Annotated in this window: 24 protein-coding genes; 12 read left to right on the top strand and 12 right to left on the bottom strand. The window is 63.5% G+C overall.

Annotation, left to right across the window (positions count from 1 at the left end):
• Nucleotides 1-44 precede the first annotated feature (44 nt).
• The 7 genes from C453_RS03370 (at nt 45) to C453_RS03345 (ending at nt 4317) form a co-directional block, all read left to right on the top strand.
• On the top strand, nt 45-866 hold the full coding sequence (locus C453_RS03370; protein WP_008322706.1) for an HVO_0234 family beta-propeller protein: 822 nt from the start codon (nt 45-47) through the stop codon (nt 864-866).
• A gap of 53 nt (nt 867-919) precedes the next feature.
• A complete protein-coding gene (locus C453_RS03365) occupies nt 920-1771 on the top strand; it encodes a ribose-phosphate diphosphokinase (protein WP_008322705.1) in 852 nt (283 codons plus the stop codon).
• Between the two features lie 54 nt (nt 1772-1825).
• Nucleotides 1826-2059 carry a DUF7860 family protein gene (locus C453_RS03360; protein WP_008322704.1) on the top strand — a complete coding sequence of 78 codons (234 nt, stop codon included), beginning with the start codon at nt 1826-1828 and terminating at the stop codon, nt 2057-2059.
• A gap of 24 nt (nt 2060-2083) precedes the next feature.
• Nucleotides 2084-2707, top strand: coding sequence for a uracil-DNA glycosylase (locus C453_RS03355; protein ID WP_008322703.1), 624 nt, complete (start codon nt 2084-2086; stop codon nt 2705-2707).
• A 50-nt stretch (nt 2708-2757) separates the two neighbouring features.
• Nucleotides 2758-2931, top strand: a complete 174-nt coding sequence (locus C453_RS20135; protein WP_160163384.1) for a hypothetical protein — start codon at nt 2758-2760, stop codon at nt 2929-2931.
• Between the two features lie 127 nt (nt 2932-3058).
• Entirely contained in the window at nt 3059-3475 is a 417-nt protein-coding gene (locus C453_RS03350; RefSeq protein WP_008322702.1) for an HIT family protein, read from the top strand.
• A gap of 98 nt (nt 3476-3573) precedes the next feature.
• Nucleotides 3574-4317: a P-loop NTPase family protein gene (locus C453_RS03345; RefSeq protein WP_008322701.1), complete on the top strand. Its 744-nt coding sequence runs from the start codon at nt 3574-3576 to the stop codon at nt 4315-4317.
• A 44-nt stretch (nt 4318-4361) separates the two neighbouring features.
• Here the strand turns inward: C453_RS03345 and C453_RS03340 are convergent, their stop codons facing one another.
• Together C453_RS03340 and C453_RS03335 are read right to left on the bottom strand one after the other, a co-directional pair.
• Complete coding sequence (locus C453_RS03340) at nt 4362-4817, bottom strand: MaoC family dehydratase (protein ID WP_008322700.1); 456 nt, start codon at nt 4815-4817, stop codon at nt 4362-4364.
• Between the two features lie 111 nt (nt 4818-4928).
• Nucleotides 4929-5450 (bottom strand): DUF7858 family protein, encoded by a 522-nt coding sequence (locus C453_RS03335; protein WP_007544345.1) that lies wholly within the window; start codon nt 5448-5450, stop codon nt 4929-4931.
• Nucleotides 5451-5612: 162 nt separating this feature from the next.
• Between C453_RS03335 and C453_RS03330 the strand changes: the two genes are divergently transcribed.
• Nucleotides 5613-6479, top strand: a complete 867-nt coding sequence (locus C453_RS03330) for a transcription initiation factor IIB (protein WP_008322699.1) — start codon at nt 5613-5615, stop codon at nt 6477-6479.
• A 67-nt stretch (nt 6480-6546) separates the two neighbouring features.
• Here the strand turns inward: C453_RS03330 and C453_RS03325 are convergent, their stop codons facing one another.
• The 6 genes from C453_RS03325 to C453_RS03300 all read right to left on the bottom strand — a co-directional run bounded on the left by C453_RS03325 (nt 6547) and on the right by C453_RS03300 (nt 10644).
• Entirely contained in the window at nt 6547-7209 is a 663-nt protein-coding gene (locus C453_RS03325; protein WP_008322698.1) for a P-loop NTPase, read from the bottom strand.
• Entirely contained in the window at nt 7206-8210 is a 1005-nt protein-coding gene (locus tag C453_RS03320) for a DUF7857 domain-containing protein (protein WP_008322697.1), read from the bottom strand. The genes C453_RS03325 and C453_RS03320 overlap by 4 nt, the downstream gene beginning before the upstream one ends.
• Nucleotides 8211-8309: 99 nt before the next feature.
• Entirely contained in the window at nt 8310-9161 is an 852-nt protein-coding gene (locus C453_RS03315; RefSeq protein WP_008322696.1) for a DUF7856 family protein, read from the bottom strand.
• Complete coding sequence (locus C453_RS03310) at nt 9158-9496, bottom strand: DUF7855 family protein (RefSeq protein ID WP_008322695.1); 339 nt, start codon at nt 9494-9496, stop codon at nt 9158-9160. The genes C453_RS03315 and C453_RS03310 overlap by 4 nt, the downstream gene beginning before the upstream one ends.
• Before the next feature lie 72 nt (nt 9497-9568).
• Nucleotides 9569-9871 (bottom strand): DUF7854 family protein, encoded by a 303-nt coding sequence (locus C453_RS03305; RefSeq protein ID WP_008322694.1) that lies wholly within the window; start codon nt 9869-9871, stop codon nt 9569-9571.
• A gap of 62 nt (nt 9872-9933) precedes the next feature.
• Entirely contained in the window at nt 9934-10644 is a 711-nt protein-coding gene (locus C453_RS03300; RefSeq protein ID WP_152418005.1) for a DUF7344 domain-containing protein, read from the bottom strand.
• Nucleotides 10645-10941: 297 nt separating this feature from the next.
• Here C453_RS03300 and C453_RS03295 point away from each other — a divergent pair, with 297 nt between their 5' ends.
• Nucleotides 10942-14121, top strand: a complete 3180-nt coding sequence (locus C453_RS03295) for a PAS domain S-box protein (protein WP_008322691.1) — start codon at nt 10942-10944, stop codon at nt 14119-14121.
• A gap of 50 nt (nt 14122-14171) precedes the next feature.
• On the opposite strand, the gene C453_RS03290 is transcribed toward C453_RS03295, so the two are convergent.
• Together C453_RS03290 and C453_RS03285 are read right to left on the bottom strand one after the other, a co-directional pair.
• Nucleotides 14172-18248 (bottom strand): LAGLIDADG family homing endonuclease, encoded by a 4077-nt coding sequence (locus tag C453_RS03290; protein WP_008322690.1) that lies wholly within the window; start codon nt 18246-18248, stop codon nt 14172-14174.
• Between the two features lie 74 nt (nt 18249-18322).
• On the bottom strand, nt 18323-18928 hold the full coding sequence (locus C453_RS03285) for a hypothetical protein (protein ID WP_008322689.1): 606 nt from the start codon (nt 18926-18928) through the stop codon (nt 18323-18325).
• A 143-nt stretch (nt 18929-19071) separates the two neighbouring features.
• Between C453_RS03285 and C453_RS03280 the strand changes: the two genes are divergently transcribed.
• The 3 genes from C453_RS03280 to C453_RS03270 are packed head-to-tail and all read left to right on the top strand — an operon-like array spanning nt 19072 to nt 21053.
• Entirely contained in the window at nt 19072-19650 is a 579-nt protein-coding gene (locus tag C453_RS03280; protein WP_008322688.1) for a biotin transporter BioY, read from the top strand.
• 3 nt (nt 19651-19653) lie between these two features.
• Entirely contained in the window at nt 19654-20355 is a 702-nt protein-coding gene (locus tag C453_RS03275) for an energy-coupling factor ABC transporter ATP-binding protein (protein WP_008322687.1), read from the top strand.
• Entirely contained in the window at nt 20349-21053 is a 705-nt protein-coding gene (locus tag C453_RS03270) for an energy-coupling factor transporter transmembrane component T family protein (protein ID WP_008322686.1), read from the top strand. The genes C453_RS03275 and C453_RS03270 overlap by 7 nt, the downstream gene beginning before the upstream one ends.
• Before the next feature lie 17 nt (nt 21054-21070).
• Here C453_RS03270 and C453_RS03265 read toward each other — a convergent pair whose 3' ends face one another.
• Together C453_RS03265 and C453_RS03260 are read right to left on the bottom strand one after the other, a co-directional pair.
• The gene (locus tag C453_RS03265) at nt 21071-25822 is read right to left on the bottom strand and encodes a S8 family serine peptidase (protein WP_008322685.1); all 4752 of its coding nucleotides are present in this window, start codon (nt 25820-25822) and stop codon (nt 21071-21073) included.
• The gene (locus tag C453_RS03260) at nt 25819-26310 is read right to left on the bottom strand and encodes a hypothetical protein (protein WP_049907486.1); all 492 of its coding nucleotides are present in this window, start codon (nt 26308-26310) and stop codon (nt 25819-25821) included. The genes C453_RS03265 and C453_RS03260 overlap by 4 nt, the downstream gene beginning before the upstream one ends.
• Nucleotides 26311-26383 lie beyond the last annotated feature (73 nt).

The raw sequence follows: 26383 nt of genomic DNA, 5'->3' as shown, positions 1-26383 counted from the left end.
ACCACAATCCTTTCTGAACGTCGCATCGAACCTCCCCCCAACGGATGGCTGATTTCGACCTCTCGATAGACGAAAAGCGCGTGTACGCGGACAAGTCGGGGAAGAAGACCGCCTACGTCGCCGCGAGCGTCGGCGTCGTGAGCGTAGACGTCTCGGACGACCTCGTCGGTGGGTTCCGCATCGACCACAAGTGCGACCCGCGGGACATCGCCGGGTCGCCGGGCGAAGTCGCAATCGCGACCGCCGAGGACGTGCTCTTACTTCAGGACGACGACTACCACGAACTCGATTTCGGTCCGGCTACGAGCGTCGGCTTCCACCAGAACCGCGTCGTCGCCGCCGACGAGGGCGGTCGCATCGCCCGATTCGACGACGAGGGCTGGACCGACATCGGAACCGCCGAGGGAGTGCGGACTATCGACGGAAGCCTCGTCGCCGCCGCCGACGGTGTCTACCGAATCACCGATGGCGAACTGACTCACGTCGGTCTGCCGGACGTGGCCGACATCTCCGACCCGGCAGGTCGTCTCGGCGGGTCGGAGGGGACGGCCTACGCCGCAGCAGAATCGGGGCTCTACAGGCTCGGAAACGGCTGGATGTCGGAGTTCGAGGACTCGGCGAGCGTCGTCGCGGCGATGCCCGACGGGCGCGCCCACGCAGTCGGCTCAGAGGGTGTCGTGTCGCTCGAAGACGGAGTGTGGGTTGCCGACCCGATTCCGCTGGACGAGACGGTGATTGCGGTCGCACACGACGCGCGGACGACCTACGCAGTGACTGATGCGGGGTCGCTCTGTCTGCGAACGACCGAGTCCGACTGGCGGACGCAGGTCCTCGGACTGGACACCGTGGGCATCGCAGTGCGCTGACACGCCTACGCGCAACGAAAAGCGGTTTTACCCACCACGAGAGACGGACGAGTATGCTCGTACCCGGCGCATCTTCACAGGCCCTCGCGGCCGCCCTCGCCGACGAACTCGGCGAGTCGCTCGCGGCCGTCGAGTACGACCGATTCCCGGACGGCGAGACGCTCGCGGCGGTCCCCGGCTTCGACGCCGACACCGCGACAATCGTCGCCAGTACCGTCAGCAACGACGCCTACATCGAACTGCTCCAGCTTCAGGACGCCGTCCGCGAGGCCGGTGCCACGGAGGTTACGACGGTCATCCCGTACATGGGCTATGCCCGACAGGACAAGGCGTTCGAAGTCGGCCACCCCATCTCCGCCCGCGCCGTCGCCCGCGCCGTGAGTACGACCACGGACCGCGTCGTCCTCGTCAATCCCCACGAAGACGCCGTCGCCGACTTCTTCGACGTTCCCGTGGACATCGTCGACGCCGCCGGGCAACTCGCCGACCCGCTTCCGAGCCTCGACGACCCGCTTTTCCTCTCGCCCGACGCGGGTGCAATCGAGATTGCAGAGACCGTCCGCGACGCCTACGGTCACGGCGAGACCGACTACTTCGAGAAGGTGCGCCACTCCGGAACCGACGTCGAAATCACGCCGAGCGACGCCGATTTCGAGGGTCGCGACGTGGTCATCACCGACGACATCATCGCCACCGGGTCGACCATGAGCGAAGCCGTGTCCGTCCTCGCCGACGGCGGAGCAAGTCGCGTCTTCTGTGCGACGGTCCACCCGCTTCTCGCCCGCAACGCCCGCACGAAACTCTGCCGCGCCGGTATCGAGCGCGTCGTCGGCACCGACACCATCGAACGCGACGTGAGTTCGGTCTCTGTCGCGCCCGTCGTCGCCGACGCGCTCCGACGCTAACGTATCACACACTCTCTCGCAACGGTTTTCTTTGCTCCCCTATCTCGGTTTGCTATGGGACGCTACGGAAAACTCGATTATCCCCGCTTGGCGAAAACTGGCTTCGGACTTGGGCTCGCGCTCTTCCTGTTCGGCGCGATTGGTGCGAAAGTCGCGCTCGCACTGAGCGGGAACGGCCACATTCCCGGTTGGGAGCGTACGCTCTTTTTCGACGCAGAGTGGCTCGGCATCGCGCTGGCTCTGTTTTCGCCCATCATCTTCGGTATCGTTCTCCCTCTCACCGAGTAGATGGTCGAGATGGTGAGGGCATAGATGGCCGACCCGGAATTTCCAGCCCCGGAGAACAAACTCGTCGTCGAGAGCGACTGCACCCGCTGTCCGGCGCTCGTCGAGTGCCGCAACCGAATTTCGTGGGGCGTCGGCCCGAGTGACGCGACTGTGGTCGTCGTCGGTGAGGCCCCCGGCGCGGGCAACCCCGACGCAGACCGCTGGCAAGGCGGCAACTGGACTGGAATGTCCTACACTGCCCAGCACTCCGGTCGCCGAATCCGCGAGACGATGGCCACCGTCGGCTACGACGAGGATGTCTTCTACACGAACGCCGTGAAGTGCTTCCCCTCGGACGGTGAGGGGTCGAATCGCGCACCCAGCGCCGCGGAGAAAGACAACTGTCTGGACCACCTCGTCACCGAACTCGAAACCATCGACCCCGACGTGGTGATTCCGACTGGTCGCCACGCCACAGAGAGCGTCTTCTCCTTGGACGACCGGACGCTCGGCGGCTTTCTCGAAACCGTCCTCGAACCGGTCGAAAGCGTGCGATTCGGCTATACTATCGTTCCGCTTCTCCATCCCGCCTACCGCGACGTGTGGCTCTCCCGAGTCGGCTACGAGTTAGCCGAGTACTTCGACGAGTTAGCTCGCTTGCTGCCCTGAGTCGAAGCCCAAAGCTCATCACGACCTCGTGTCAACACGTCAGAAAGACGATGCTCGGCGAAATCATCGCGGACCTGCTTATCGAACTCGTCGCTCGTCCGTTTGTAAAGGGCGTCAAGTTCGTCACTGGCGCACTCAAGCGCGGCGTCTCGAAGGCCACAGCGCAGTTCCGGCGGGGTGCCGCCGACGCGAAGTCCGAGGAGGCGGAGCGAGTGAGTGAGTGAACGAGCAAGTGAGGCGACAACGACCGACTCCGTTCCCAGCGACGGCACTGACGAATCAGCCACCGCCGCGACACTCACAGAGTAATCGGTGGGAACTTTCTTTTCCACACCATCCAACACCTCACCCATGTCCGACTGCATCTTCTGCGCTATCGCCGCGAAGGACGTCCACGGCCGAATCGTCCACGAAACCGAGCACTCGCTGGCGTTCCTCGACGTGAACCCTCTCGCGCCGGGCCACACGCTTGTCGTGCCGAAGGACCACTACGCCCGCCTCGACGACCTGCCCGAGGAGATTTCGGCGGACCTCTGGCGGACCGTGGACGAACTCGTCCCGCGTGTCGAAGACGGAGTGGACGCCGATGCGACGAACGTCGGCGTCAACAACGGCCCGGCCGCCGGACAGGAAGTCGAACACGTCCACGTCCACATCGTCCCACGATTCGAAGGCGACGGCGGCAGCCCCATCCACGCCGTCGGCGGAACCCGACCCGACCTCTCCGACGAGGAGATGGACGACATCGAAGCGGCCATCTCGAACTGACAGCCGTCTCACTGTTTTTCGCTACCATCAGCACCTACCACCCGTATATTCACCCACCCGACCGAAGGTATTAATCCGAAAACCGGGCCAGTCGCGGTATGACCGTTCCAACCACCGCGGCGCTCGTCGGCGCAACCGGCGGCGCTGGTGCGACGCGCCTGACATTCGAACTCGCCACGGCACTGGCTGCCGACGGCCGCGACGTGGCCATCCTCGATGCGGCATTCGCCACACAGGGACTCTCGGATTACGTCGCGGGTGACCTCTCACCCGACGCGGCGGCGCTTTTGACCGATGCCGCAGACGAGCCACTCGGTGCCGGACTCGTCGATATTGAGACCGACACCGACGGCCGAGTCGCTGCCTGTCCCGCCGACGCGCCGTTCGAGCGATTCGCGCGGGCGATGACCACCGGCGCGGCACAGGCGTTCGAGGGACGTATCGAAGACGCTGCCAACGATTTCGACCACGTGCTCGTGGACGCGCCGCTGCTCGCATCGAACCCGACTGTCGCCGCGGCGACGACGTGCGACCGCGTCGCGCTCGTGGCACCGGCGACCGGCCGCGGCGCGGACGCAATCGGTCGGTTGACGGCACGCGCAGCAGACGTCGGTGCCGACGTGGACGCCGTGATTTCGACGTTCGGCGCGCTCGACGACGCCGACGCAGTCGTGCCCGAAACCGAATCGGGGCGCGTCGCCGACGCGCCAGCGTGGCGAGACGACGCGGACCTCGCCGCGAGTGTCGCGGGCGTGGCGTCGGTCCTGTTCGACGTCGACGTCTCTGAGGCGCTCGACTCCGGTGGCGTGTTGTCGTCAGTCGGCGAGTTCGTGAGAAACTGAGGCGGCAAATCAGCCGTCGAAGGACACACACAGCGGGAAAAACACTAGTCAGCGTCCGCTATCGGCATCGTATAACAGAGTGCCGTCCCGTCGAGGACGCGAGTCCCGTCGTCGCGGGTGACCGTCGTCAGGAGTTCGGTGATTGGCTTGTCGTCCCGGACCGCAGTCACTTCGATGCGACCGACTATCGTGTCGCCAGGGCGGACCGGCGCGGTGAAATCCCAGTTGACGTTGAGAAACACCGACCCCGGACCGGGGAGGTCCTCGGCGACGAGGGCGTTGAGAATCGAACTCGTGACGCCGCCCTGGACGACGATTTCGCCGAATTTCGTCTTCTCAGCAACCGTCTCGTCGTAGTGCAGCGGATTGTAGTCACCGCTCAGTTCCGAGAAGAGCTCGATGTCCTCCGGTGTAATCGTCCGCGACCGCTCGACAGACTGTCCGACTTGTGGGGTACCACCGGGCCAGACCGTCGAGTTAGCCTTCGTTGTGTCGTCCATAAAGGAGGTTAGAAACCTGAGAAGATAGCTGTGCTGGGCAGGAAACGACCGCGAGAGCGACGGCTCAGCGTGCGAAAACGGGAGGTGGTGGGGGGAGGCGTTTGTGTCCCGCTAGAACTGCAAGTCGGTGACCGAACTCATGGTTTCGGCCAGTGAGTCGCGCTTCGCCACGGAGGCATCTCCGTGGTCGGTAAGCGCGCCCTCGACGGCTTCGACGAGGGGGTCGATGGGGTCGTGTGTCTCGAGATACGTCGCCAAGGCGAACTCCGACTCGTCCGCACGAGTAAGTGCGAGCGCGTCGGCGCGCGACAGTTGTCCGTCAAGCCAGTCGCGGACGATTCGTCGCGCTTCGGGCGCGAGGGGGTTTACACCCGCTTCGCCACAGCGATGTAGGACCTTCGCCGCAGTCACCGGAGCGACGCCGGCAGCACGCGCACTGTCTCCGACAGTCGTGCCCGACCCGTATGCCTCGACAACCCTCTCCGCTTCCGCGGGCGCGCAGGGGAGCGCGTCCGCGTGCGTCTCGAATCGCGTACGGAGTGAAACATCGGTATCGTCCACAGTCGGAACGTGGCGCGAGCGCTGTTCGGTCGTCGTTGTCTCCAGTGTCGCAGCTATGTCCGACAACCCCATCGCTCCATGTTCTCGCGTTTCAGAACAAAAGCGTTACCACTTGGTATCAGAATAGATAGCCAAGCGTACCGGTAACCGGTACGTTACATCCCGCTTAATCACCGATTGAGGGGCGTTTTGTCCCGTGTTTAAATACTCCTTCGAGCCCGATTTTCAATTGTGATGAGTGAAGCACGTTCCACCCAGGGTTGCCCCGAATGCGATGGACACCTCGGCGTCGAATCCGGCGAGACAGTCTGCAACGACTGCGGACTGGTCGTCTCGGAGTACCGCATCGACCACGGCCCCGAATGGCGCTCGTTCGCCGACGACGACCGAAACCCCGCTCGCACGGGCGCACCGCTTACTCGGTCCCGCCACGACCGCGGCCTCTCGACCGAAATCGGTCGCTCGACGCGTATCAAGGGACGCAAGCGCCGCCAGTTTGCCCGCCTGCGCCGTCAGCACAACCGCGCCCGCATCTCGTCGAAGCGCGAGCGGAATCAGGTGTACGCCTTCACCGAGATTCGTCGTCTCACGAGCGCGCTGTCGCTTCCGAACCACATCCGCGAGCAGGCGTGTGCGCTCTTCGAGTCCGCACAGAACGAAGACCTCCTGCGCGGACGGTCGCTGGAAGGCTTCGCGGCCGCCTGCGTCTACGCCGCCTGTCGCGTCGCGGGCATCGCACGCAGCGTCGAGGAAGTCTGCGACGTCGCGAAGGCGACCGAAGCAGAACACCACGCCGCCTACCGAGCACTCAACCGCGACCTCGGCCTCCCGGTCGCACCGACTGACCCGACCGAGTACATCCCGCGCTTCGCGACGAAACTCGACCTCGACCGCGACGTGGAACGCCGCGCCCGCGAATACGTCGCGGACGCACACGAGGACGGTCTCGTCGCCGGTAAGAATCCCTGCGGCGTCGCTGCGGCGTGTCTCTACACCGCCGCCCGCGACGTTGGCGCGGACTGCACGCAAGCCGACGCCGCGGACGTTGCGGACGTAACGCCCGTTACCCTTCGGAAGACGTACGTCGAACTCCGTGACTGAACGCTTCGAAGCACGCCGCGAGTAGCCACATCGCTCGATACACGCGACTGGAAAACAGCACTTCTCCTCAGCGCCGACAGGTCGACACCGCAGCAGCGAGTTCTCGAATCCGAGTACTGACGAGACTGTTCGGCGCGTCGAGCACCGCCGGGTCGAACTCCTCGATTGCTGCTGCGAGCCGCGGGTCGGCGGGAATCGCCGTCGTCGGAGCGCCGAGTACGTCGGCGAAAGCATCCACCGGCGGGTCGTCGACGACGCGGTTGACAGCGACCGCAGCGAGTCCGCAGTCGAGTTCGCGGGCGAGTTCGCGCGTCCGAACCGCGTCGGCCAGCGCGTAGCGTTTCGGCGACGCGACGAGGAGGCACGCGTCGGCGACCGCGAGCGGCACGCCTGCGTCGGCGCGCATCCCGGCCGGACAATCGACTACGACATCGCCGTAAGCGGCCTCGACCGCGCGAAGCGTGTCTGCGAGACGGCGAACGTCGGCGGCGCGGGCACCGGCGAGCGTCCGCCCGCAGGGGAGTATCGACACCGACGCCCCATTCCGAACGGCTTCAGTCGGGTCGGCGCGACCCGCCAGCACGTCGTGGAGGTCTGGACCGGGTGCGTACGGCAGGTTCGCCATGCCGAGGTCGGCGTCGACGACGACAGCATCCAGTTCCGCGGCCAACTCGAACGACAGCGTGGACTTGCCGACTCCTCCTTTCCCCGAGACGACGGCGAGAATCACGCCAACCTCCGCAGTGCGTCCGTATCTGGGTCGGCGTCCGCCGCGCGGTCTGCGAGCGCAGTTGCGCGGGCAGCGAGTCGGCGAAGTTCGTCACGGTCTGCAGCGAGAGACGAGAGGGCTGACGCCTCGGCTTCGCTCGACGCCAGTGCAGTCGCCGCCGCTTCGACGGACGCGCCGTCGAGACGCTCGGCGAGTTCGATGCGGCGCTCGACGGCCGTGAGGTACGACCCAACGTCATCGGCGGACGAGTAGGTGGCCTCAACGTCATCGGCGGACGAGTAGGTGGCCTCAACGTCATCGGCGGACGAGTAGGTGGCCTCAACGTCATCGGCAGGCGAGTGGGTCGCCGCAACATCGTCGACAGGCAGGTCAGTCCGCGGCTCCGACACCTCCGTAGATGGTGTCTCCCGTTCGACTGCGGCCGCAACCTCCTCGTCGGTCGGGGATTCGACTGGACCTGCAGCACGCTCAACGTCGTCAGTTGTAGCGACCGACGCAGTTTCGGGAGCGGGTTCAGATTCAGGTTCTAGTTCCAACTCGGCCACAGGTCCAGCGTCAGACTCCGATTCGAATGCGGATTCCCCAGCGACTTCAGTCGGGGTTGGCTGTGGCGTGGGAACGACGTCAGCAGGCGGACGACACGGCCCGAGTTCGCGAATCGCGTCTTCGGGTGAGGTCTGCTGTGGAATCGTTTCCGGGTCGTCGCGGCCGAGAACGTCGACCGAAACTGCGTCTTCGGGCGTGAGCGAACTGCCGTTGTCTTCACTGCCGTCTACCGCGCAGGCGTAGCCAACTGCCAGCGTCGAGTCGGCGGGGACGACACCCTCGAATCCGGTCTCGTCCCATCCGTCTTCGGGAACGCCCGACCGACGCGGCGGCAACACCGGTCCATCGAGGCGGTTCCGCAGTCTGACCCGCTGGTCGACGGGTGTGGTGTTGTCGAATCGAACCGTGACGAGCGCCACGGCGTCGGCGACAGACACGTCGACGTCGAAATCCATGGCGAGGATGGCCGCCTTTTCGTATATAAATCGATGCCCGCAACGGTCACTGGCACGCCACTGTCCGCAGCGACCGCCCACCTTGACGCGGTTGCATACTCAGACTCGAATAACCAGTGTCTCGAGCACGCGTGCGGCAGTCGAGGCGTCGGTGAAAAAGCGCGTCGTCAGGACGACCGGCGCACAGAAGTCGGCGAGTTTGACTGCGGCGAGCGTGGGCACGACATGTTCTGCTCGGGAGTCGGCCACGTCAGCACCGCGTTTGCGGAGTTCTCGAACCGTGCTCTCGAACTCGGGTTCGAGCGTGTCGGCGAGGTACTGTCTGGCCTCACGGCGGCGATTGTCCAGCGCGTCCTGCAGGCGGAGGCGTTCTTCGCGAGTGTCTCGTGAGCGCCGCGCGTCGCGTTCGAGGGTCGAAAGCCGCTGTTCGGCCGCGATGCGCTCTGTCGATACTTCGGAGAGTTTCGTCGTCGTCTCGACGAGTTCGGCTTTGACCGCTGCGGCCGCATCCTCGTCACCGGCGTCGCGGTGAGCGTTCAACTGCCCGCGGAGCGTCGCAACCTGTTCTCGGAGCCGGTCTTCGTCTGCTCCAGCCGTCGCAAGACGACGACGGGCCGCCCGAAGCGCTTCGAGCGACTCGTCGGTGTCCGTGTCCGGTTCGATATCGGCAAGCCGCGTCTCGATTCGGTCGAGTTCGTCGTCGACAGGCGTCGTCAGTCCACGAGAGCGCCCAACAGCGGCGAGGGCGTGCGAGCGTGAAAAACTCGGGACCGGAACCACGGCGAGACGGTCGTGTCCCGGTCCCGGGTCGGGACAGTCGATGTGGAGTCCGCGCTGGTCGGCTGTCGAACACCGAATCGCATCGACCACGCTGTCGGCGTCGACGTCGAACGCAGAGAGGTCGATTCCCCGACCCCGAATCGTCGTCCCGTCCGGCAGTCCAGCCTTCATAACTCCCGGTCACGCATCTCGTCGGGAGACGGGTGGTCGGTTCCCGACGCGAATTTTCGGTAGGGCGTCGACGGCGACTCGCGGTTCTCGTAGGCGTTAGCAGCCTCGCGAACTGGCTCGGAAACGGCTTCGAATTCGTTGAACGGTTCCGTCTGTTCGAGTTGCACGTCCGCGCCGTGTTTTGCTTGCAGCCGCAACGCGAGAAACGCACCCAACTCCGTCTCCTCGAAGAGCGCGGCACGCCCGAACCGACGAACGACAGTCTCGTCGTGGGTTCGACAGATGTTGCGGAGCGTCGTCCGTGCCGCCTTCGAGTATGTCACGACCAACAGCACGCGCGATGGGTCACGGAGTCGGGAGAAAAATCGTTCGACACCGGTCGAAGCGGCGTAGCGTTGAGCGGGCGTTCAGACGCGTTCGACAGAGAAATCGATGCTGTCGGACGACTCCGCGGCTTCGGAGAGGAGGTCACGGACTCGCGTGGCTGCTTCGGACTCGGTCGCCGCGAGGACGACGATGCCCTCCGCTCGCTCGTCGCCGACGGCTTTCCACGCATCGAGGGCGGCGTCACCGGTGTCTGTCTCGAACTCCGTCGCGAACGTTCGGAGGACGGTCACGACACGTCGTTCCGTGCTTGCGAGGTCTGCCTCACCCGACTCGAAGTCGCGAATGGCGTCCTCGATGTTCCGGATGGCGGAGATTCGGTCCATTAGGTCGTCTGTCCCATCGCTTCACTATCCACTAAGTTCGTCGGTTCAACCCACGGCCCACCTCACGTGTTCGCGTGCATCCGTGGCGGAAGCGTGTCGACGAACGCCGAGAGTTCGAACCACTTGTCACCCGTGTAGGTCACTGCACCACTGTCGGTATCGTATGCGACAAGCCCAACGTTCGCGAGCAGTGGGAGGTGGGCGTGGTGCAGTTCGAGTTTTATCTCCTGTTTCGTTTCGGTACCACGCTCGGGGGCGTACTCATCGGTCTGCTCGGATGTGTCGGCGAGCGTGGACGCAAGCGTGCTGACTGTCTGGGGTGACGTCGCCCGGTCGAGCAGCGTAAGGACCTCACCACGGCGTCGGTCTCGGTAGACAGTCGCGACTGCCTTCCACACGTCTTGGTCCACCGCACCAAGCAAGTGTGGCGTGAGTGGTCCCTCGTAGATATCCGGGTGGAGACAGAGTTCGACGACGTCGTCGTCTCGGTCGACCGAAGCGAGTTCTGCGGCTTCGAGCTTCGGGAGGTGCGTCTGGCGGACTGAGATGACCATCGCTTGCTGGTGGACCGCGTCTTCACGTGGGAGCGTCTCCGCGGAAGTCGCGTCGAGGAAGGACGCAATCTCCGCGAACTCGACCGTTCTCTGTCGCAAGAGGGCGCGCATGAGCATCCGACGTACCGGTGTGTCCAGTGCTCGAATCGTCGGCGGCGAGCACGAACACACGTCGAGCGCCAGTGGATGGCAGTCTGTAGGATGGGAACCAGAACTCATCTATACTGATTTATTATGTTGAAACGGCGAAAGCCGACCTCCAAAACAGTTAGGCACAGGCGGTCGACCGATAGCACCGCCAACGTGTATTTTCAGGAATGTATTGATGTACGTCCGGGATACTTCGTAGAAAAGTAGTTATTTCGACGAACTATTCTACAGTCAGATGCGGTGTAATAGCCCTTCAGAAACCCTCCCAGTCTATTTGAGCAGATGTCACGATACCGTAGGTTCGTGTCAAATTTGCTCTGGTTCCCTCAACGGAAGGGCTATACAATGTGATTGTCAACCACAGTCATGGTTGGTGGAGGGAGTGGAGAGTGGGTAAGCGAGACGATTGCTGTCTTCGAGGGGACAGAAGAGGTCGGCGAGCCGCTGACCACACGGGAGGTCACAGAGCGCTTAGATTGTACCCGCCGAGCTGCGTACGACCGGTTGCACAGTCTCGTCGAGCGCGGGGTGCTCAATACCAAGAAAGTGGGCGCACGAGGTCGCATCTGGTGGCAGGTGACGTCTCCTACATCTGCTGAGACGTTCGAAACAATGCGTGCTGAAGCGTCAGTTCCCCCCCTCAGAACGGGACTACAGTTCGAATCGCTCGTCGATGCAGTCTCTGAGTATGCGATTTTCGTCCTTGACGACGCAGGTCGCGTCGTCACGTGGAATCAAGGTGTCGAGCGAATCAAAGGCTACGAAGCCGACGAAATCATCGGTACTCACTTCTCAGTGTTCTACCCACCCGCAGACCGAGAGGCAGGGGTCCCGCAGCGCAACTTGACCGACGCAGCACGGGAGAGTTCAATCCAAGACGAAGGGTGGCGGGTTCGAAAAGACGAGTCTCAATTTAGAGCGCAGGTCACACTCACTGCAATCACCGACGACACAGGTGCCGTCTGGGGATACGTGAAAGTCATTCGCGACATGACGAGACAGTACAGACACAAACAGCGTCTAACGAAGCAACGCGACGGGCTCGAACAGGAGCTCGACGACGTATTCGAACGGGTCGACGACGGATTTCTCGCCGTTGACGACGAGTACCGACTCGTCTACGTCAACGAACGCGCAGAGGACCTACTCGAAACACCAGCAGGTAAACACCTCGGTGAGCCCGTTTGGAGTACCGTCGAAGCGCTCGACGAGACGACTGTTCAAGAGTGTCTCGAACGGGTGTTCGAAGCGCAGGAACCGGCAACGTGTGAGAGTTACGTCGACGGTCTCGACACGTGGCTCGAAACGAGCATTCATCCATCTGAAGCGGGGGTCTCAGTGTATTTCCGGGACGTCACGGCGCGCCGAGAACACGAACGCGAACTCCAAGCCCGAGTCCGGCAACAAGAGGTCGTCACCGAGCTCGGGTGGTTCGCACTCGAAAACAGCGATGTAGACGACCTGATGGACCACGCAGCGACACTCGTCTCAGAGACCCTCGATACCGACTACACCAAAGTGCTCGAACTCGACGCCAACGGCGACGAGCTACTCCTTCGACAGGGGTTCGGATGGGACGACGGCATCGTCGGCAATGCGACGGTCTCGGCGGTCGACGACGACTCCCAGGCTGCACACACACTCCGAACAGAAGAACCAATCGTCGTCGAAGACCTCGGCAGCGAGCGTCGGTTTACCGGCCCCGAGTTGCTGACCTCTCACGGAGTCGCAAGCGGTATCAGCACCATCATCGGGTCCGCCGACGGACCGTGGGGTATTCTCGGAACGCACGACACCGAACGCAAGACCTTCACCGAACACGACATCAACTTCGTCCAGTCGGTCGCGCACATCCTCACTGCTGCTATCGACCGGCACGAGTACGAACGAGCGCTCGAACAGTACGAGACCATCATCGAGACGATAGACGACGGCGTGTACGTGCTCGACGAGACGTACCACTTCGCGATGGTCAATCAGTCCTATCGGGAGATGATGGGATACGACGCAGATGCGTTACTGGGCTCTCACTGTTCGGTCGTCGTGGGCGACGAAATTTCGTCGGAGGCTGCCGCCCGGTCGAAGTCGATGAGCGACGGCGAGCGACCCGCCACACTGGAAGCGAAAATCGAGCGTGCTGATGGGAGCCACTTCTTCGCCGAGAGTCGATTCACTCGGTTCCCGTCCGACGACGACCAAGAGCGTGCAGGCGACGTGACCGCCGGGAAGACGGTGGGCGTCGTCCGCGACACGACCGAACGCCGACAGCGCGAGCGCGACCTCGAACGCCAACGTGCGCAACTCGCCGCGCTCAACGACCTCAACGGCGTCATCAGAGACATCACCGAGGCGGTTATCGACCAATCGACGCGCGAGGAGATCGAATCGGCCGTTTGTAAGCGCCTGACTGACTCAGAAGCCTATCAGTTTGCCTGGGTCGGAGAACTCAGTCGGTCGCTCGACACGGTACGTATCAAGACAGCCGCTGGCTACGAGTGCCTGGAGGGTAGTACACTCCCGCTCGACCAAGAGTCGGACACCGGATACGAGAACCTCGTCGAAACAGCCCTTCGGACGCAATCGACACAGTACAGACATCGAGACGAAACAGACCGAACGACCGAACAGCCAGAACGCGACGACACGACGTTCCAAGACGAAGGCGCAGACGCAGAAGACCACAACTCTGACCATCCACTGCAGGCCTTCCTCGCCGAGATGAACGACGAGTCGTCGGTCGTGATACCCATCGTCCACGCGGCGACAGTCCTCGGCGTGCTCGTGGTCTCGACAGACCGTCCAGATTCCTTCCAGGGCGGTGAACGAGCGACAATCGACCATCTCGGTGAGCTCATCGGGCACGCTATCGCCAGCATCGAGCGGAAACGCGCGTTGATGAGCGACGAAGTTATCGAACTCCAGGTCCAGACAGAAGACCTCTCGGCGACGCTCGGGATTCCGCCGAACATGGAGGGGACGGTTACGATAGAGAAGACGGTCGCGCTCAACGACGACCGATACGTCGCCTACGGGGTTGCCACTGACGACGCCGTCGCGACACTCGAGACGATTTGCGAAGCCTCTCCCGACTGGGAGCAATTGACGATACACCAGTCAGACGACGGGGACAATACGTTCGAACTCCACCTCTCGGGACCTCCGGTCACTTCCGCAGTCGCAGCACAGGGCGGAGCTGTCGTCGATACGCGCATCGTCGAAGGAGTAATCCACCTCAAGATTCACCTCCCGCCGGGTGCTAACGTTCGCAAGATCATCGACGTTGTCGAGTCTACGCACCCCGACGTGGAAATGGTGATGCGGCGGCAGGTAAAGCGGGACGAGCCGAGCATCGAGCGCCCAATTCTCACGACCTTAACCGACCGGCAGCGGTCCACGCTCGAAGCGTGTTACCACGCCGGGTTCTTCGAGTGGCCGCGTGCGAGTTCGGGCGAAGAGGTCGCGGAATCGCTCGGCATCAGTTCGCCGACGTTCCACCAACACCTCCGGGCGGCACAAAAGAAGGTCGTCGAAGCACTGCTCACGTAAGGGGGTGAGCCGAGGAGTGGTCGGTACGTCGGCCGAGCCACACCACCACACTATGTCGCCCGGTAGACGTCGCCGCGCGGTTCGTAGATGTCGCCTTTCATCTTGAGCTTCTCCAGTTGGTCGCCGACGGTCTTTTCGTCCATGTTCAACTCGGCGTTGGCGCGCTCGACGACCTCTTCGTGTGGCGCACCTTCTTCGTACTCTTCCTGCATGTTTCGGATGAGTTCGAGGAGGTTCTTGATGCGGTCGCGCTGAGTCTTCGAGCGCCCCGTCTCGACGATGTCGGCGTCGAATTCGCCCGTTTCGGGGTCCATCCCGATGTCGCGCAGACACGACTCGACGATGCCGGTGACGCGTTCTGCGTCCTCGGCTGTCACCTTGTCCGAGAGCCGAACCCGGGCCGAGGCTTCCGAGAGACGGACGAGCGCTTCGAGTTTCCGGGCCGTGACGGGCACCGGTGCATCCTCGTCGGCCCCGCGGGCGCGGAAGTCCACGTAGAAGTCGCGGATGATGTTCTTCGCTTCCTCGGTCAGCGTCGGGTAGCAGGTCCGCTTGGAGTAGGCGATGTACTTCCGCAGGAGTTCGGCGTCGATGTCCGGCGCGACTTCGTCCGTGACGGAGTTGACCTGTTCTTCGGTGAACTCGGAGTTCGCGACGTTCGTCCGCTGGGTGTTCAACTCACCAGCGTAGTTCGTCTTGATGATGTGTTCTGCGAGTTCGGCGTCAGTGTCAGGGTCAGGGTCGTCTGTGACCGTGAAGATGAGGTCGAACCGTGAGATGAGCGCCGGTTCGAGGTCGATTTGCTCGCCGATTGGTTCGTACTGGTCGAAGCGACCGTACTTGGGGTTCGCCGCGCCGAGAAGCGAACACCGCGACTTGAGCGTCGCGTTGATACCCGCCTTGGAGACCGAAATCTGCTGTTGTTCGAGGCCCTCGTGCATTGCAGAGCGGTCCTCAGAGTTGTGGACGACCATTCCGTTCGCGACGAAGTTGTGAGTTCCCTCGACCGTGAGGTCGTATACACGCGTCTCGGCGTCAGGACTCACATCAGAACGTTCAACGCTTTCGACCGAAGCTAGTGAAGTCGTCAGTGGTTCGTCTGGTGACTGTTCGGATTGGAGTGTTTTTATCCCTCCATCAGAAGCAATGTGAGAGTCACTATCTGGGACGTAAACTTGGTCACCTGCTACGAGGTCCTCGGCAGGGCGTTCGACTCGTTCTCCTTCCTCGAATACGAAGAACGGATGGTCCGGGGTTGACGTGAGCTGTTCACCAGACTCAAGAGTCACCTGAACGAGTTCGTCCGGCGCATCGTACTCGTGGATAGCTGTGACCGGCCGAGTCACCAACGTCCCATCCTCGGCCATCGTCCACGCTTCGGCGTCCACGTTTCGAATCGTTCGACCGTTTGGTAATTCCTCAATAGAGCTCGCACGTGCCGCGTCGTGTGCAAGGTCTCTGATGCGTCGGATTCCACCGTCGGCGAGGTGAACAAGCGAATTACCAGTTACACATCGCATTTTATCCAGCTCGTCGACTGCCGCAATCCCCTTGTCGGCGAGGACGAGCGCACCCGCTTCGAGCGTCCACTGCTGGCCGTCGCCGAAATCGTCGCGGACGGCGGCGGCGGTCAAACCAGCGGACGAGGAACCCTTACCCGAGGTGTAGACGGAGCGTGGCGCAATATGTCGGATGTACGATAGCATCTGAGAGTTATGGGACACGAGCCCGTTGGAAACGTAGCTGTGGGTCCCTTCGACTTCGAGGTCGTAGACCCACTCTTCTGTGGATTCGACGCGCTCGATAGAGTCGATTCGCTCCCATCCGATGTCGCCATCGACGAGCGAGCGGAGTTCTGAAACACGGTCCGTGACCGATGCACCACCGTCTGCAAGCGCATGCGAATCGACGCCGTCGGTCGTTCGAATCGCGTCTTCGAACGAGGATACGACGCGCGAGAGGCTCTCACGGCTCGGGTTGCGGTCGCCGCGTTCGTAGTGCTGATACGTCGACCTCGGCAGTCCACAATCGGTCTGCGTCAGTCCGAGGGCCTCACGAAGGTCACGAAGCTCGCCGCCAGCCGGTACGACATCGGTGTTGGTGTTGCTCTCGACGGCAGCGTATTCCTCACACGCGGCCGATTTTCGCTCGGTGACGAACCCAACCTTCGCGACGTATTTCGCGAAGTCATCACCGCTGATGCGGAGCCGGAAGCTCCCGTTGTGGCGCGCCCGGAGTTGTGAACTGATACCCGACGCAAGAAGGAGTGTCCGGACGTCTTCGAGGAGTTCGCGACTCATCGAGGCGACCGTTATCTCTCGCTGCGTTGCCGAGACGTGACCTTCGCCTTCGACAAATGCACGGACGAACGCCCGTCCGGTTTCCGAACTCGCAGACATCACTGCTTCAGGGATACGTTGACTGTCAGACCCTGCGAGAAGTGAAGGTGAGAGGTTTGCAAGGAAACTGACGAACTCTCCCGAGCCACAGATAATCTCACGAGCGGATTTCCCATCGTGGGGCGACCGCTCGAAATAATTCAGTCCCAATCGGTCGAAGGCGTCGGCTACGTCGTCCAACACCTCGCGGTCGTTGTTCGTCACAGAGACGAATCCAGTAGCATCGTCACGCTGTTCGACGTATCCCTCTGCAACGATGTAGCCAACGAGTCGGGCAAGCCACGGTGTCCACTCGTCCGGCAGGTCGAGACGAACCGCGTTGTACGACTTCGACCGTCGGAAGTCAATGTCGATGTCGTCGGTACCAGTCGTTGGGAGTGAGCGCGGTGCTGCGACGAATTCGCCCTCGGCCAATTCGTCGGCACGAACAGCAGTAGTCATCCCTCCATCGCGGATGAAGAGCGGATGAGAGGGGGTCGCTGTGAGTTCCCGGCCAGTGTTTGTTCGGATACGTAGCAAGTGGTCTGGCGCTTCACGCTTCCAAACTTTCGTCGCTTGCCGAGCGGTCAACGACCCGTCGGGGGCGAGAGATGGGACCTCGAAGTTCGCGCTGTCCCACACGCCGTCATCGATTGGTTTCGGGTCGTCGAGATTTGACTCCACCAACTCTCGAATCGGTACGTCACGACCATCGGCAAGCGTTACCCGCGTGTTGCCGGTGACACACTTCCCCGTACCAGGGTCCCCTATCAACAACATGTGCAGGTCGCCGCGAATGCGCGACCCGTCGGGGAGGTGTTTGGTGACGCCGGAGAACAGTTGGAGAATCATGGCGAGTTTCTCCTGTTCGTAGCCGTAGATGGCCGGTGCCACGGAGTCGACCATCTTCTCGTAGATGTTGGGTTCGTTCGAGAGTTCGACGATTTCGGCCACGTCGTCGTCGGTAATCTCCATATCCTCGAACTCCTCGTCCTCGATAGAGAGCGCGATGCCCTCCATGTAGTAGTCGAAGACGGGCGTCTTCTCGTTGCCCGAGGTCTGTTGTTCGATGTGGAGGATGCCGACGACGGTGACGTGGTCGCCAGCAGTGACTTTTCCGGTTACGTCGTCGGCGAGGTTGATGTCGATACTCTGTGGCGTCTCGCCCCCGCGCAGGCCCTCGGGGGATTCTTGGACGCGTAGTTTCTGGGAGTCGACGAAGTTCGACTGGTCGAACTCGATTCGGAACGGCCCTTGTCGTTCACAGCCCTGACACTCGTGGGGTTCCTGAAAACCGCCGTCGCCCTGCGGGATGTAACTCATCGTCCCACAGCGCTGGCATTCGAAGGCCGCCTCGGTAATCTTCGGGCGTACGTCGGTCGCCTTGCGGACGATTCCCTGGACGGAAATGAGTGTCCCGATGTGGTCGTCGTTGACCCGGATGTTGCGGATGTCGATGTTGTCGGGGAGGTTCCGCATCCGGACGTGTGCCTGTCCGAGTTTGACGTCCGCAGGCAGGTCGAACAGTCGCAGGGCTTCCTCGGCGTACTCCTGATACTGCCCGGGTTTCGTGACGTAGTCGTCGGCGAGTTCCGGGTCGAAGTTGTACAGGTCGTCGTAGTCGATGTACAGAGAGCGCTTTTCTTTCGGGTATTGCTGTGCCAGGTCACCGATTTCCTCCCGATAGTAGTTGCGGTAGAACTGGATGAACCGCTCTGTGAGTTCTCGATTTTGAGGGGCCTGCGACATCGAAGATGGGTATGTTCCCAATCGGTTAAGAACCTTCGTCGTCGGGCGAGAAAGAGACGTTCGGCAGGTTACGTTTAGAAGGAGACGTCCGTCTCGATGTCCTCTGTGGCCTCTTTGAGACCGTCACGGCGAGCGTCGTCGACCAGTCGTCCCGAGAGGTCGTCGTCGGTGAGCAGTTCGGCGAAGTCGTCACGGAAGCGGTGGTTCGCACGCGTCGAACGGATGTCCGCCTCGGCGACGGGGCGGAACTCACGAACGAGCGAGATGTCGACGTCGAGCGCCTCGGCAATCGATTCGTCGTCTGCATCCTCGACTAGGAGTTTGTCGAGGCGGTCCATCTCGAAGGGGGCGTCGCGGTCAGCGTCGCGGACGAGATGCAGGTCGAAGCGGGCGGCCCGAACCGCATCGGGCGAGATGTCGAGTTCGAGCGCGAGGTCCTCGTCGGTGTCGCCGTCGAAGTAGCCCACCACCAGCGTGACGAGCGCGTCGTCGCCGAGGTCGGTCTCGAACTCGTAGCGGTCGCGCATCGTCGCAACGAGGTCAGAGACGCGCTCTCGGACCGCTTCGGGGTCGTCGACGTTCGCCAGCGACCCGCGGGATTCGGACTGCCGCTCTGTCACGGTGTCCGACCCGGTCGTCTCGACGAAGATATCGCGGAGTTCGGCAGTCTTGTCGTCCATATCGAGAGTATGGCACCGCGAGCGCCTTTAATCGTACTGACGAGAGCGAGTACGCACCGTCATAGAATCGAGTTCTTGTGTATTTGACACTCTTAGGCACGTAAACCGATATCTTAAACACAGTTTACGAGACAGCCAGAGACATGGCAACTGAACACGAGTCGGTCGAACTCGTCGGCGACGAAATCGTCGCCAACGTCGCCCGTGCAGCCCTGTTCGCGGCGCTCATGGGTGCCGGTGCGTACGTCTCGTTCCCCAACCCAATCTCACCGATTCCGGTGACGATGCAGATGCTCGTCGTCTTCCTCGCGGGCATCTTCCTCGGTCCCGTGTGGGGCGGCACCTCGATTATCCTGTACCTCGCCGCCGGTGCAATCGGTGCGCCGGTCTTCGCAGGCGGGTCCGCTGGGTTTGGTGCGCTCGTCGGGCCGACTGGCGGGTTCCTCTGGTCGTTCCCCGTCGCCGCGTTCATCACCGGCGTCATCGTCCACGGCGGGTTCGCACTCCGTGACTACCGCGTCGGTACCGTCCGCCTCGTCGGCGCGATGGTCGCTGCAACGGCAGTCGTCTACGCGTTCGGAACGGTCGGCTACACCGTCGTCCAAGGCGTCGGCCTCGTCACGTCCTTCTGGACCGTCGCCGCGGCGTTCATCCCCGCCGAGGCGTTCAAGATTGCCGCCGCAATCGGTATCGTCCGGTCGGACGCAATCGCGGCGAACTAACCGATGATACGGGTCGCGGACCTCGTCCACCGCTACGGCGACACCGCCGCAGTCGATGGGCTCGACCTCACTATCGACAACGGCGAATGCGTCATTCTCGCGGGGGCGAACGGGTCCGGCAAGACGACGCTCGTTCGCCACTTCAACGGCCTGCTCGAACCTGACGAGGGCACGGTTCACGTCAACGATTCCGACGTGTCCGAAAACCTCGTCGCCGCGCGTACCGCCGTCTCGATGGTGTTTCAGCGTCCCGAAGACCAACTGGTCGCCGCGACAATCGGCGCTGACGTCGCCTTCGGGCCGGAGAACCTCGGTCTCGACCGCGACGAAATCGACCGCCGCGTCCACGACGCACTCGCCGCCGTCAACCTCGACGGACGCGAGAAAGAACGCGTGGACGCGCTTTCGGGTGGCGAAATCGAGCGCCTCGCAATCGCGGGTGCGCTGGCGATGCAGCCAGACCACCTCGTCCTCGACGAACCGTTCACCGGCCTCGACGAACCAGCCCGCCAGTCGGTTCTCTCGCGTCTCCGCGACCTGCGCGCGTCGGGAACCAGCCTCATCGTCGTCACCCACGACCTGCGCGACGTGAGCGAACTGGCCGACCGAGTGGTCGTCCTCTCGGACGGGCAGGTCGCGCTCGACGGCGCTCCCGAGGCGGTTGCAGACGACCTCCCAGACCTCGACGTTCGCCCGCCGTGTTGACCTACGAACCGGGCGACTCGCTCGCCCACAGACTCGACCCGCGAACGAAGCTCGCCGTGCAGATTTCCTTCGCGGCGGCCGGTCTCGCACACACGACACCGACCGGACTCACCGTCCTCGGCGTCGTCGCCGCCGCGTGTCTCTCCGCCGCCGATACGTCCCCACTCTCGGCTCTCCACGCGATTCGCTATGCGATTCCCTTCCTCCTTCTCGGCCCCGTCATCGAGGCAGCCCAGTTCGGCGCGCCGTGGTTCGACCCCGGCGCGGCCGTCACGCCGACACTCGCCAGTATTCGCGTGCTCTTGGTGTTCTTCGTCGCCGCGGCGTACGTGAGAACGACCGCCGTCCGCGAGTCGCGCGCGGCGATACAGCACCTCGTCCCCGGACGGGTCGGCGTCGCCTTCGGTATCGGCGTCGCGCTCGTCTTCCGGTTCCTGCCGGTCGTTCGCCGCGACCTCCTTCGCGTCCGCGAGGCGAACAAGGCCCGACTCGGCGACCAGCGACGAATCGACGAGCGCCTCGCCACCGTCGCTGCCGGTGGTCTCCGGCGGTCGTTCGCCCGAGCAGACGCGCTCGCACTCGCGCTCCGGGCTCGTTGTTTCGCGTGGAATCCCACGCTCCCGGAGATTCGCCTGACGCGGCTGGACGCGCCCGCACTCGTGTTAGCACTCGGCCTCGGCGTCAGCGTCTTCCTGTAGCTCGCTCGGACAGTTTTCTACCCGCGTCGCCGGGCGAGAACGACTACAGCCGCGAGCGCTGCGAGTGCTGCCACGAGTCCGAAGCCCGGTGCATCGCTCTCTGTCGCGTCGTCGCCAGCATCGGTGCCGGTCGTCGTCAGCTCCGCAGCCTCCTCAGTGGGTGCGGGAGACTGCGTCGCCGACGCGTTCGACAGTTGCGTCTGTGACGCCGATTCGTTTGCGCTCGGCCGCTCGTTTTCGGGGCTTGGCGCTGTCGTCGCAGTCGTCGTGTTCGTCGCAGTCGAGGTGGCGGTCGTCGTATTCGTCACAGTCGAGACGGCAGTCGTCTGATTCGCTGGCGTGGTCGTCGCGGTTGGTGACGTTGCTGGTGCGAGGCCACCACCGCCGGTCGAGCCTGTGGTTCCGCCTGTCGTGCCACCGGTCGTGCTACTGCCGGCCGACCCCCCCGTCGAGCTACTTCCGGCCGAACCACCTGTCGAACTCCCCGACGGCCCACCAGTAGACTCGGTCTCGAACGACCACGACTTCGTCTGTTGGTTCCCCGCGCGGTCGACGACCGTTATCTCGGCGGTGTGGCTTCCGGCACCGAGGTCGGTCGTGTACGAGACACCGTCGGCGTCGACGCTGGCCGAATCGGTCACGTCGGTTCCATCGACCAGAAGCGAGGCGCGGGCGGGGTCGATGCCAGCGTAGCCGTCGTCGTAGGCGACCGAGAGCGTCACCGAGCCCGAATCGACGGTCCCGGTCGGCGCGTAGTCGGTCACGTTCGGCGCGTCGGATTCTGTGCTGGCGTGGACCGCGAGCACCGAACTGTTCGAAACGGGCACTCGATAGGACCGGTTCCCGCCGGTCGTCTCGACCAGCGTCGCGTTCGCATCGACCCACGAACTGCCGTCGAACCGCGAAACCGTGACTGTCGACGGTAACGCGTAGGCCGACGAAATCGTCTCGTCGGAGACGTTCACGACGACGCTCGCGTTCGACACCTCGGCCGCCGTCTGGTTCGTGTCGAGTTGTGGATACCCCAGCACCACGTCACCGGGTGCGGCGGGAACTGAAGCAGGTGCCGTCGGCGCAGTCCCGTAGCGTACCGAGACGCCAGTGTCGGATGTGTTCACGCGCACGCGACGAAGCATAGAACCGTCGAGGTCCGCAGCGAAAGAGCCGGACCCAGCCGCCGAAAGCGTTGCAGTCGCCCCGACATCGTAGTCGAGTGTCGTCTGGTTTTCGTTGCCTGCGGCGTCGCGTGCGACGACCGAGAGGGACGTGGCACCGAGGTCTGATTCGGCCGTGACGATGCCGCTCGCGTCCGTCTGAGTGGTGGAGAGTGAAGTGCCCTCGGCCTCGACGCTGGCGACGCCGCTGGTCGCGTCAGTGACCGAGACGTCCACTGCGAGCGACCCGCCCGGTTCGACCGCTGTCGTCCGGTTCGCCGAGACACCGCCGAGAGCGGGGGCGACCGTGTCGACGATGACAGTTCGCTCGACAGCAGGCGCGACGTTACTCGCGTTGTCGATGACGCGGAATTCGAGCGTGTGAGAGCCGTCTGCGAGCCCCGAAACCGACGTATTCCACGGTGCTGTCTCTGCGAGAGTGGTCCACGAGCCACCGTCGAGTCGCCACTCGACGTGGTCGACACCGCTAGTCGCGTCGGTGGCCGTCCCGTTCAGTGAGAGAGCCGTCTGGTTTGTCGTCTGGTTCGCAGGTGAATCTACGCCGAGCGTCGCGTTCGTCGCGTCCAGAACGACGGTTCCGGCGACAGACTCGTTGGTGTTGCCCGCAGCGTCGGTCGCCTGAATGCGAATCTCGTGTGCGCCGTCACCCGCGGCGGTCGTCTCGTCTACGTCCGCGGAGGCGACGTAGGTCCCCGTCCCGTTCGGTGCGAGCGACACAGTTCCAGCACCGAACGCCGAGAGGTCGGCCGTCACCGATGCGACGCCAGACGCCGAATCGGTCACGTCGGCGGCGACACGCACCGACCCAGTTCGACCAACGAGAGACGCGTTCGTTCCGAGCGATTTGCCAGTCGCGTTCGTGACGATGGGTGCGTGCTGGTCGACTCCCGACCCCGACAGCGAGAGGTTCGTCGGCGACGACGAGCCGTTGTATTCGATAGCCAGCGTGGCGTTGTGGGACCCGATAGCTGGCGGCGTGTACGAGACGGTGAGCGAGTCAGTGGTGCTGGCTTCGAGCGTCGCCGGGAGGCCCTCAGTCACCGCGAACGCCGAGGCATTCGGTCCGATGACTGTGACCGACTCAACTGCCGCGTCTCTCCCGCCGAGGTTCTGTACCGACACGGTCGTCGACGACGAGTTCTGGACGTCGACACTGCCGAAGGACACGTCGGTCGGCGTGGCAGCGAGGAATGGGTCGGAGAGTTCAAACACCGCCAACGGGCCGAACGAAGACGCATTTGCCGTGACGGTGTTCGCGTCAGTATCGACCGACCCCGCGAGAGGAGTCCACTCGGTGCCAGTGTGTCTGTGGAGGCGAAGCGAACTCTCGTTCGTGGTTCCGTCGGGATACGCCACGGTGAGATTCGCCGTCGCAGCATTTGACTCGGCGCGCGTGAACAGGGGTGCGCCGACTCGCGTCGTCGAGGTGGGGACTGCAGGATAGCTCGCGTTTCGTTCGAGCGAGACAGCCCGGGCGTCCACCGAGACGTTGTCCCCAGCGAGCGACAGTGAGGCGGTGTAGTTCGCCTGCGGTGCCGCTTCGACCGTCCAGTTTTCGCTCGCGTCGGTGGAGACGGAATCGAGCGTCGCGTTCGCTCCCGAAGCGAGCGAGACTGCCGTCCCGACTGACGAGACGCTGAGGTTCGAGACGGTGACGTTGGTCCCCGAGACGGAGAGTGCCGTTCCCGACCCATCACCGGAGACGCTGTGGTCGTCGCCCTCGACGACAACGTCGTCGGACGTGACTTCGAGGCAGGTGCCGCCAGCGGCCGAGAGCGGTCGGTCGAGGACGTATCGCCCGGGCGTGTCGATTACCCGGCACGTCTGTATCGTCCTGACGGAGAGTCGTTCGACTGCACCGGTGGCGTTGACCAACCCGTATCCCGTCTGGTCGTTCGGTTCCGACCCGGAGAGCGTCGTCGCCGACCCGAGGAGCGCCGATTCGAGTTCGTCGGACGACAGCGGTTCGCCGGTGGCGTCGACGACGAGTGCGGCGACCCCGCCAACGTGCGGGGCGGCAGCGGAGGTCCCGGCGAAGTACGAGTCGGCGGAGGTGGTCACTCTGTCCGGTGCGACGAGGTCGGGTTTCAGGCGGCCATCGACGGTCGGGCCGCGAGACGAGTACGGTTCGAGCGCGAGCGAGTCGTAGTCGACCGCGCCCACAGCGACCGTCGCGTCGGCGGCCGCCGGGACCGTCAAACTGCGTGCGGACGTGACGTACTCGGGAGACTCGTCGCCGAGGAAGAACAGGTCGAAGTCCGCGGTCCCGGGCGCGTCTGCCCGGTGAACCGCGACGTAGATGGTTCCCGACCCAGAGCCCCTGATGACCTCAGTCGGAGGGTACGACCCGCTCTGTGTGTTCGTCGACCCGGCAATTGGATTGCCGTTCTGGAACGCCGTCTCGTTCTCGTAGACGTACACGTCGTAGTCGGCAGTGCGTGCGTCCCAGTCGTCCCAATTCATACGGAGGTCGAGGTCGCCGTTCAGGTCGAGTGCGAGGAGTTCGTCGCTCCCGTCGAAGTTCAAAAAGTCGTCGCCGTCGGGGTCGGACCACGTGACGTTGTGGTGGGCCTGTCCGTAGTTCCCCGCGGAGTTGACCCAGAGCGTCCCGTTCGCCCGGAGGGACGCAACCTCCTGACTGAGCGGGCCGGTCCCGTCGAGTGATTCGACGCCGAACCAACTCATCGACATGACGACGACATCAACGTCGCCGCGGGATTCGACGCGGTCTATCGCCGCCAGCAGTTCGGTGTACGTTCCGACGCTGTAGGTGGTGAGCGAGACGTTCGGTGCGGTGTCAACGACGAGTTCGGAGACGGCAGTGCCGTGTAATCCCGAGGAGTTCGCCATCGTCCCGTCGCCGCTGGAGAAATTGTGGTGTTCGACGACGTTGCCCGCGATTTCGGCATTCGTCACGTCGAACGAGGTGTCGATGACGGCGACGGTGACGTTCTCACCGGTGTATCCCCGTTGGTGGAGCGCAGCGGCGTTTATCTCGTCGAGTCCTTCGCTCGTGATTGCCGTCGCCGTCGGCCGACGCGGCGTTCTGACGAGACCGATTGCGGGCGACGCTGCCAACCCACGGATGGCCGACCGCGGGAGCGTCACCTGCAAGTGCGTCCCACGTTGGATGGCTATCTCACCGCCAGCGTTGCCGACTGCGGCCGCGGCGGCGTCTGCCGACCCCGGCCTGGCTTCGACGACGACCGTCACGCGGTCGGGGGCAGTTTCGAGCCCATCCGCGACGAACGCGGACGATTGTGAGTCGTCAAGCAGCCCGGCTTCGACCTTCGGATGTCCTGTATCCTTGGCTGGTGGCGACGCAGGAGTGTTCGTCTGCGGCGTGTCGTTGGTCGAGGCAGTGGACTGTGTCGTGTTATTGGCCGAATCAGTGCCCTGCGTCGTGTTATTGGCCGAATCCGCGTCCTGTGTCGTACTGGTCGGCGTCGGTGTCGGCGTCGGCTCCGGCGTCGAATCTGACACCGTCGGTATCGAGTCGGGTCCGACAGCGGCACCGGATACTGGCATCGAGACAGCCGAAACGGGTGCGACGAGCAGTAAGACGGCGACGACGAGTGCAGCCAAACGGTTCATTCAGCACCCCCATCGACAGCGGGCGATTGCGGCGGCCGAACCAGCGTGACGTTCTCGTGTGTCGCGAGCGGGGTGAGGTCGCCGACTGCGACCCATCCAGAAACGAGGCGGTCGCGCTTTCGTTCGGCCTCAAAATCGACTGACTCGGGGAGTGTGCGGTCGGGTTCGAGTTCGACCACGACCGTCACGGTTCCATCGCGGTAGTCCAGTCCGTGCTGGTCGGCATACGCGTCTCTGTCGTTGGCATCGACGAGACCGGCCAGCGTGCTGTCGAGGCCCGACGGTGGTTTCGACGGCGATGGGGGCTTGGGCGTCGGCGAGGACCGAGTTGTGGGCGTCTCCGTGTCGGCCGGTGGCGAGGGAGTGCGAGTCGCGGTCGGCGACGCGCCCGCGTCGTCCTGCTCGGGGGGCGTCCCGGCGCACCCCGAAAGAGAGAGCAGTCCGGCGACGCCGAGACACACTCGACGCCGGGAAAACGGGCCGTACATCTATTGAGAACGTTCACTCGCTGAATCGACTTCAACCCTCGGACACGTGGAACGCTGTGAAACTCGCCGACGC

This window comes from Haloferax elongans ATCC BAA-1513 (assembly GCF_000336755.1).
Lineage (GTDB): Archaea > Halobacteriota > Halobacteria > Halobacteriales > Haloferacaceae > Haloferax > Haloferax elongans.
The sequence above is the reverse complement of the archived record's forward strand: the minus strand, read 5'-3'. Positions and strand labels throughout refer to the sequence as shown.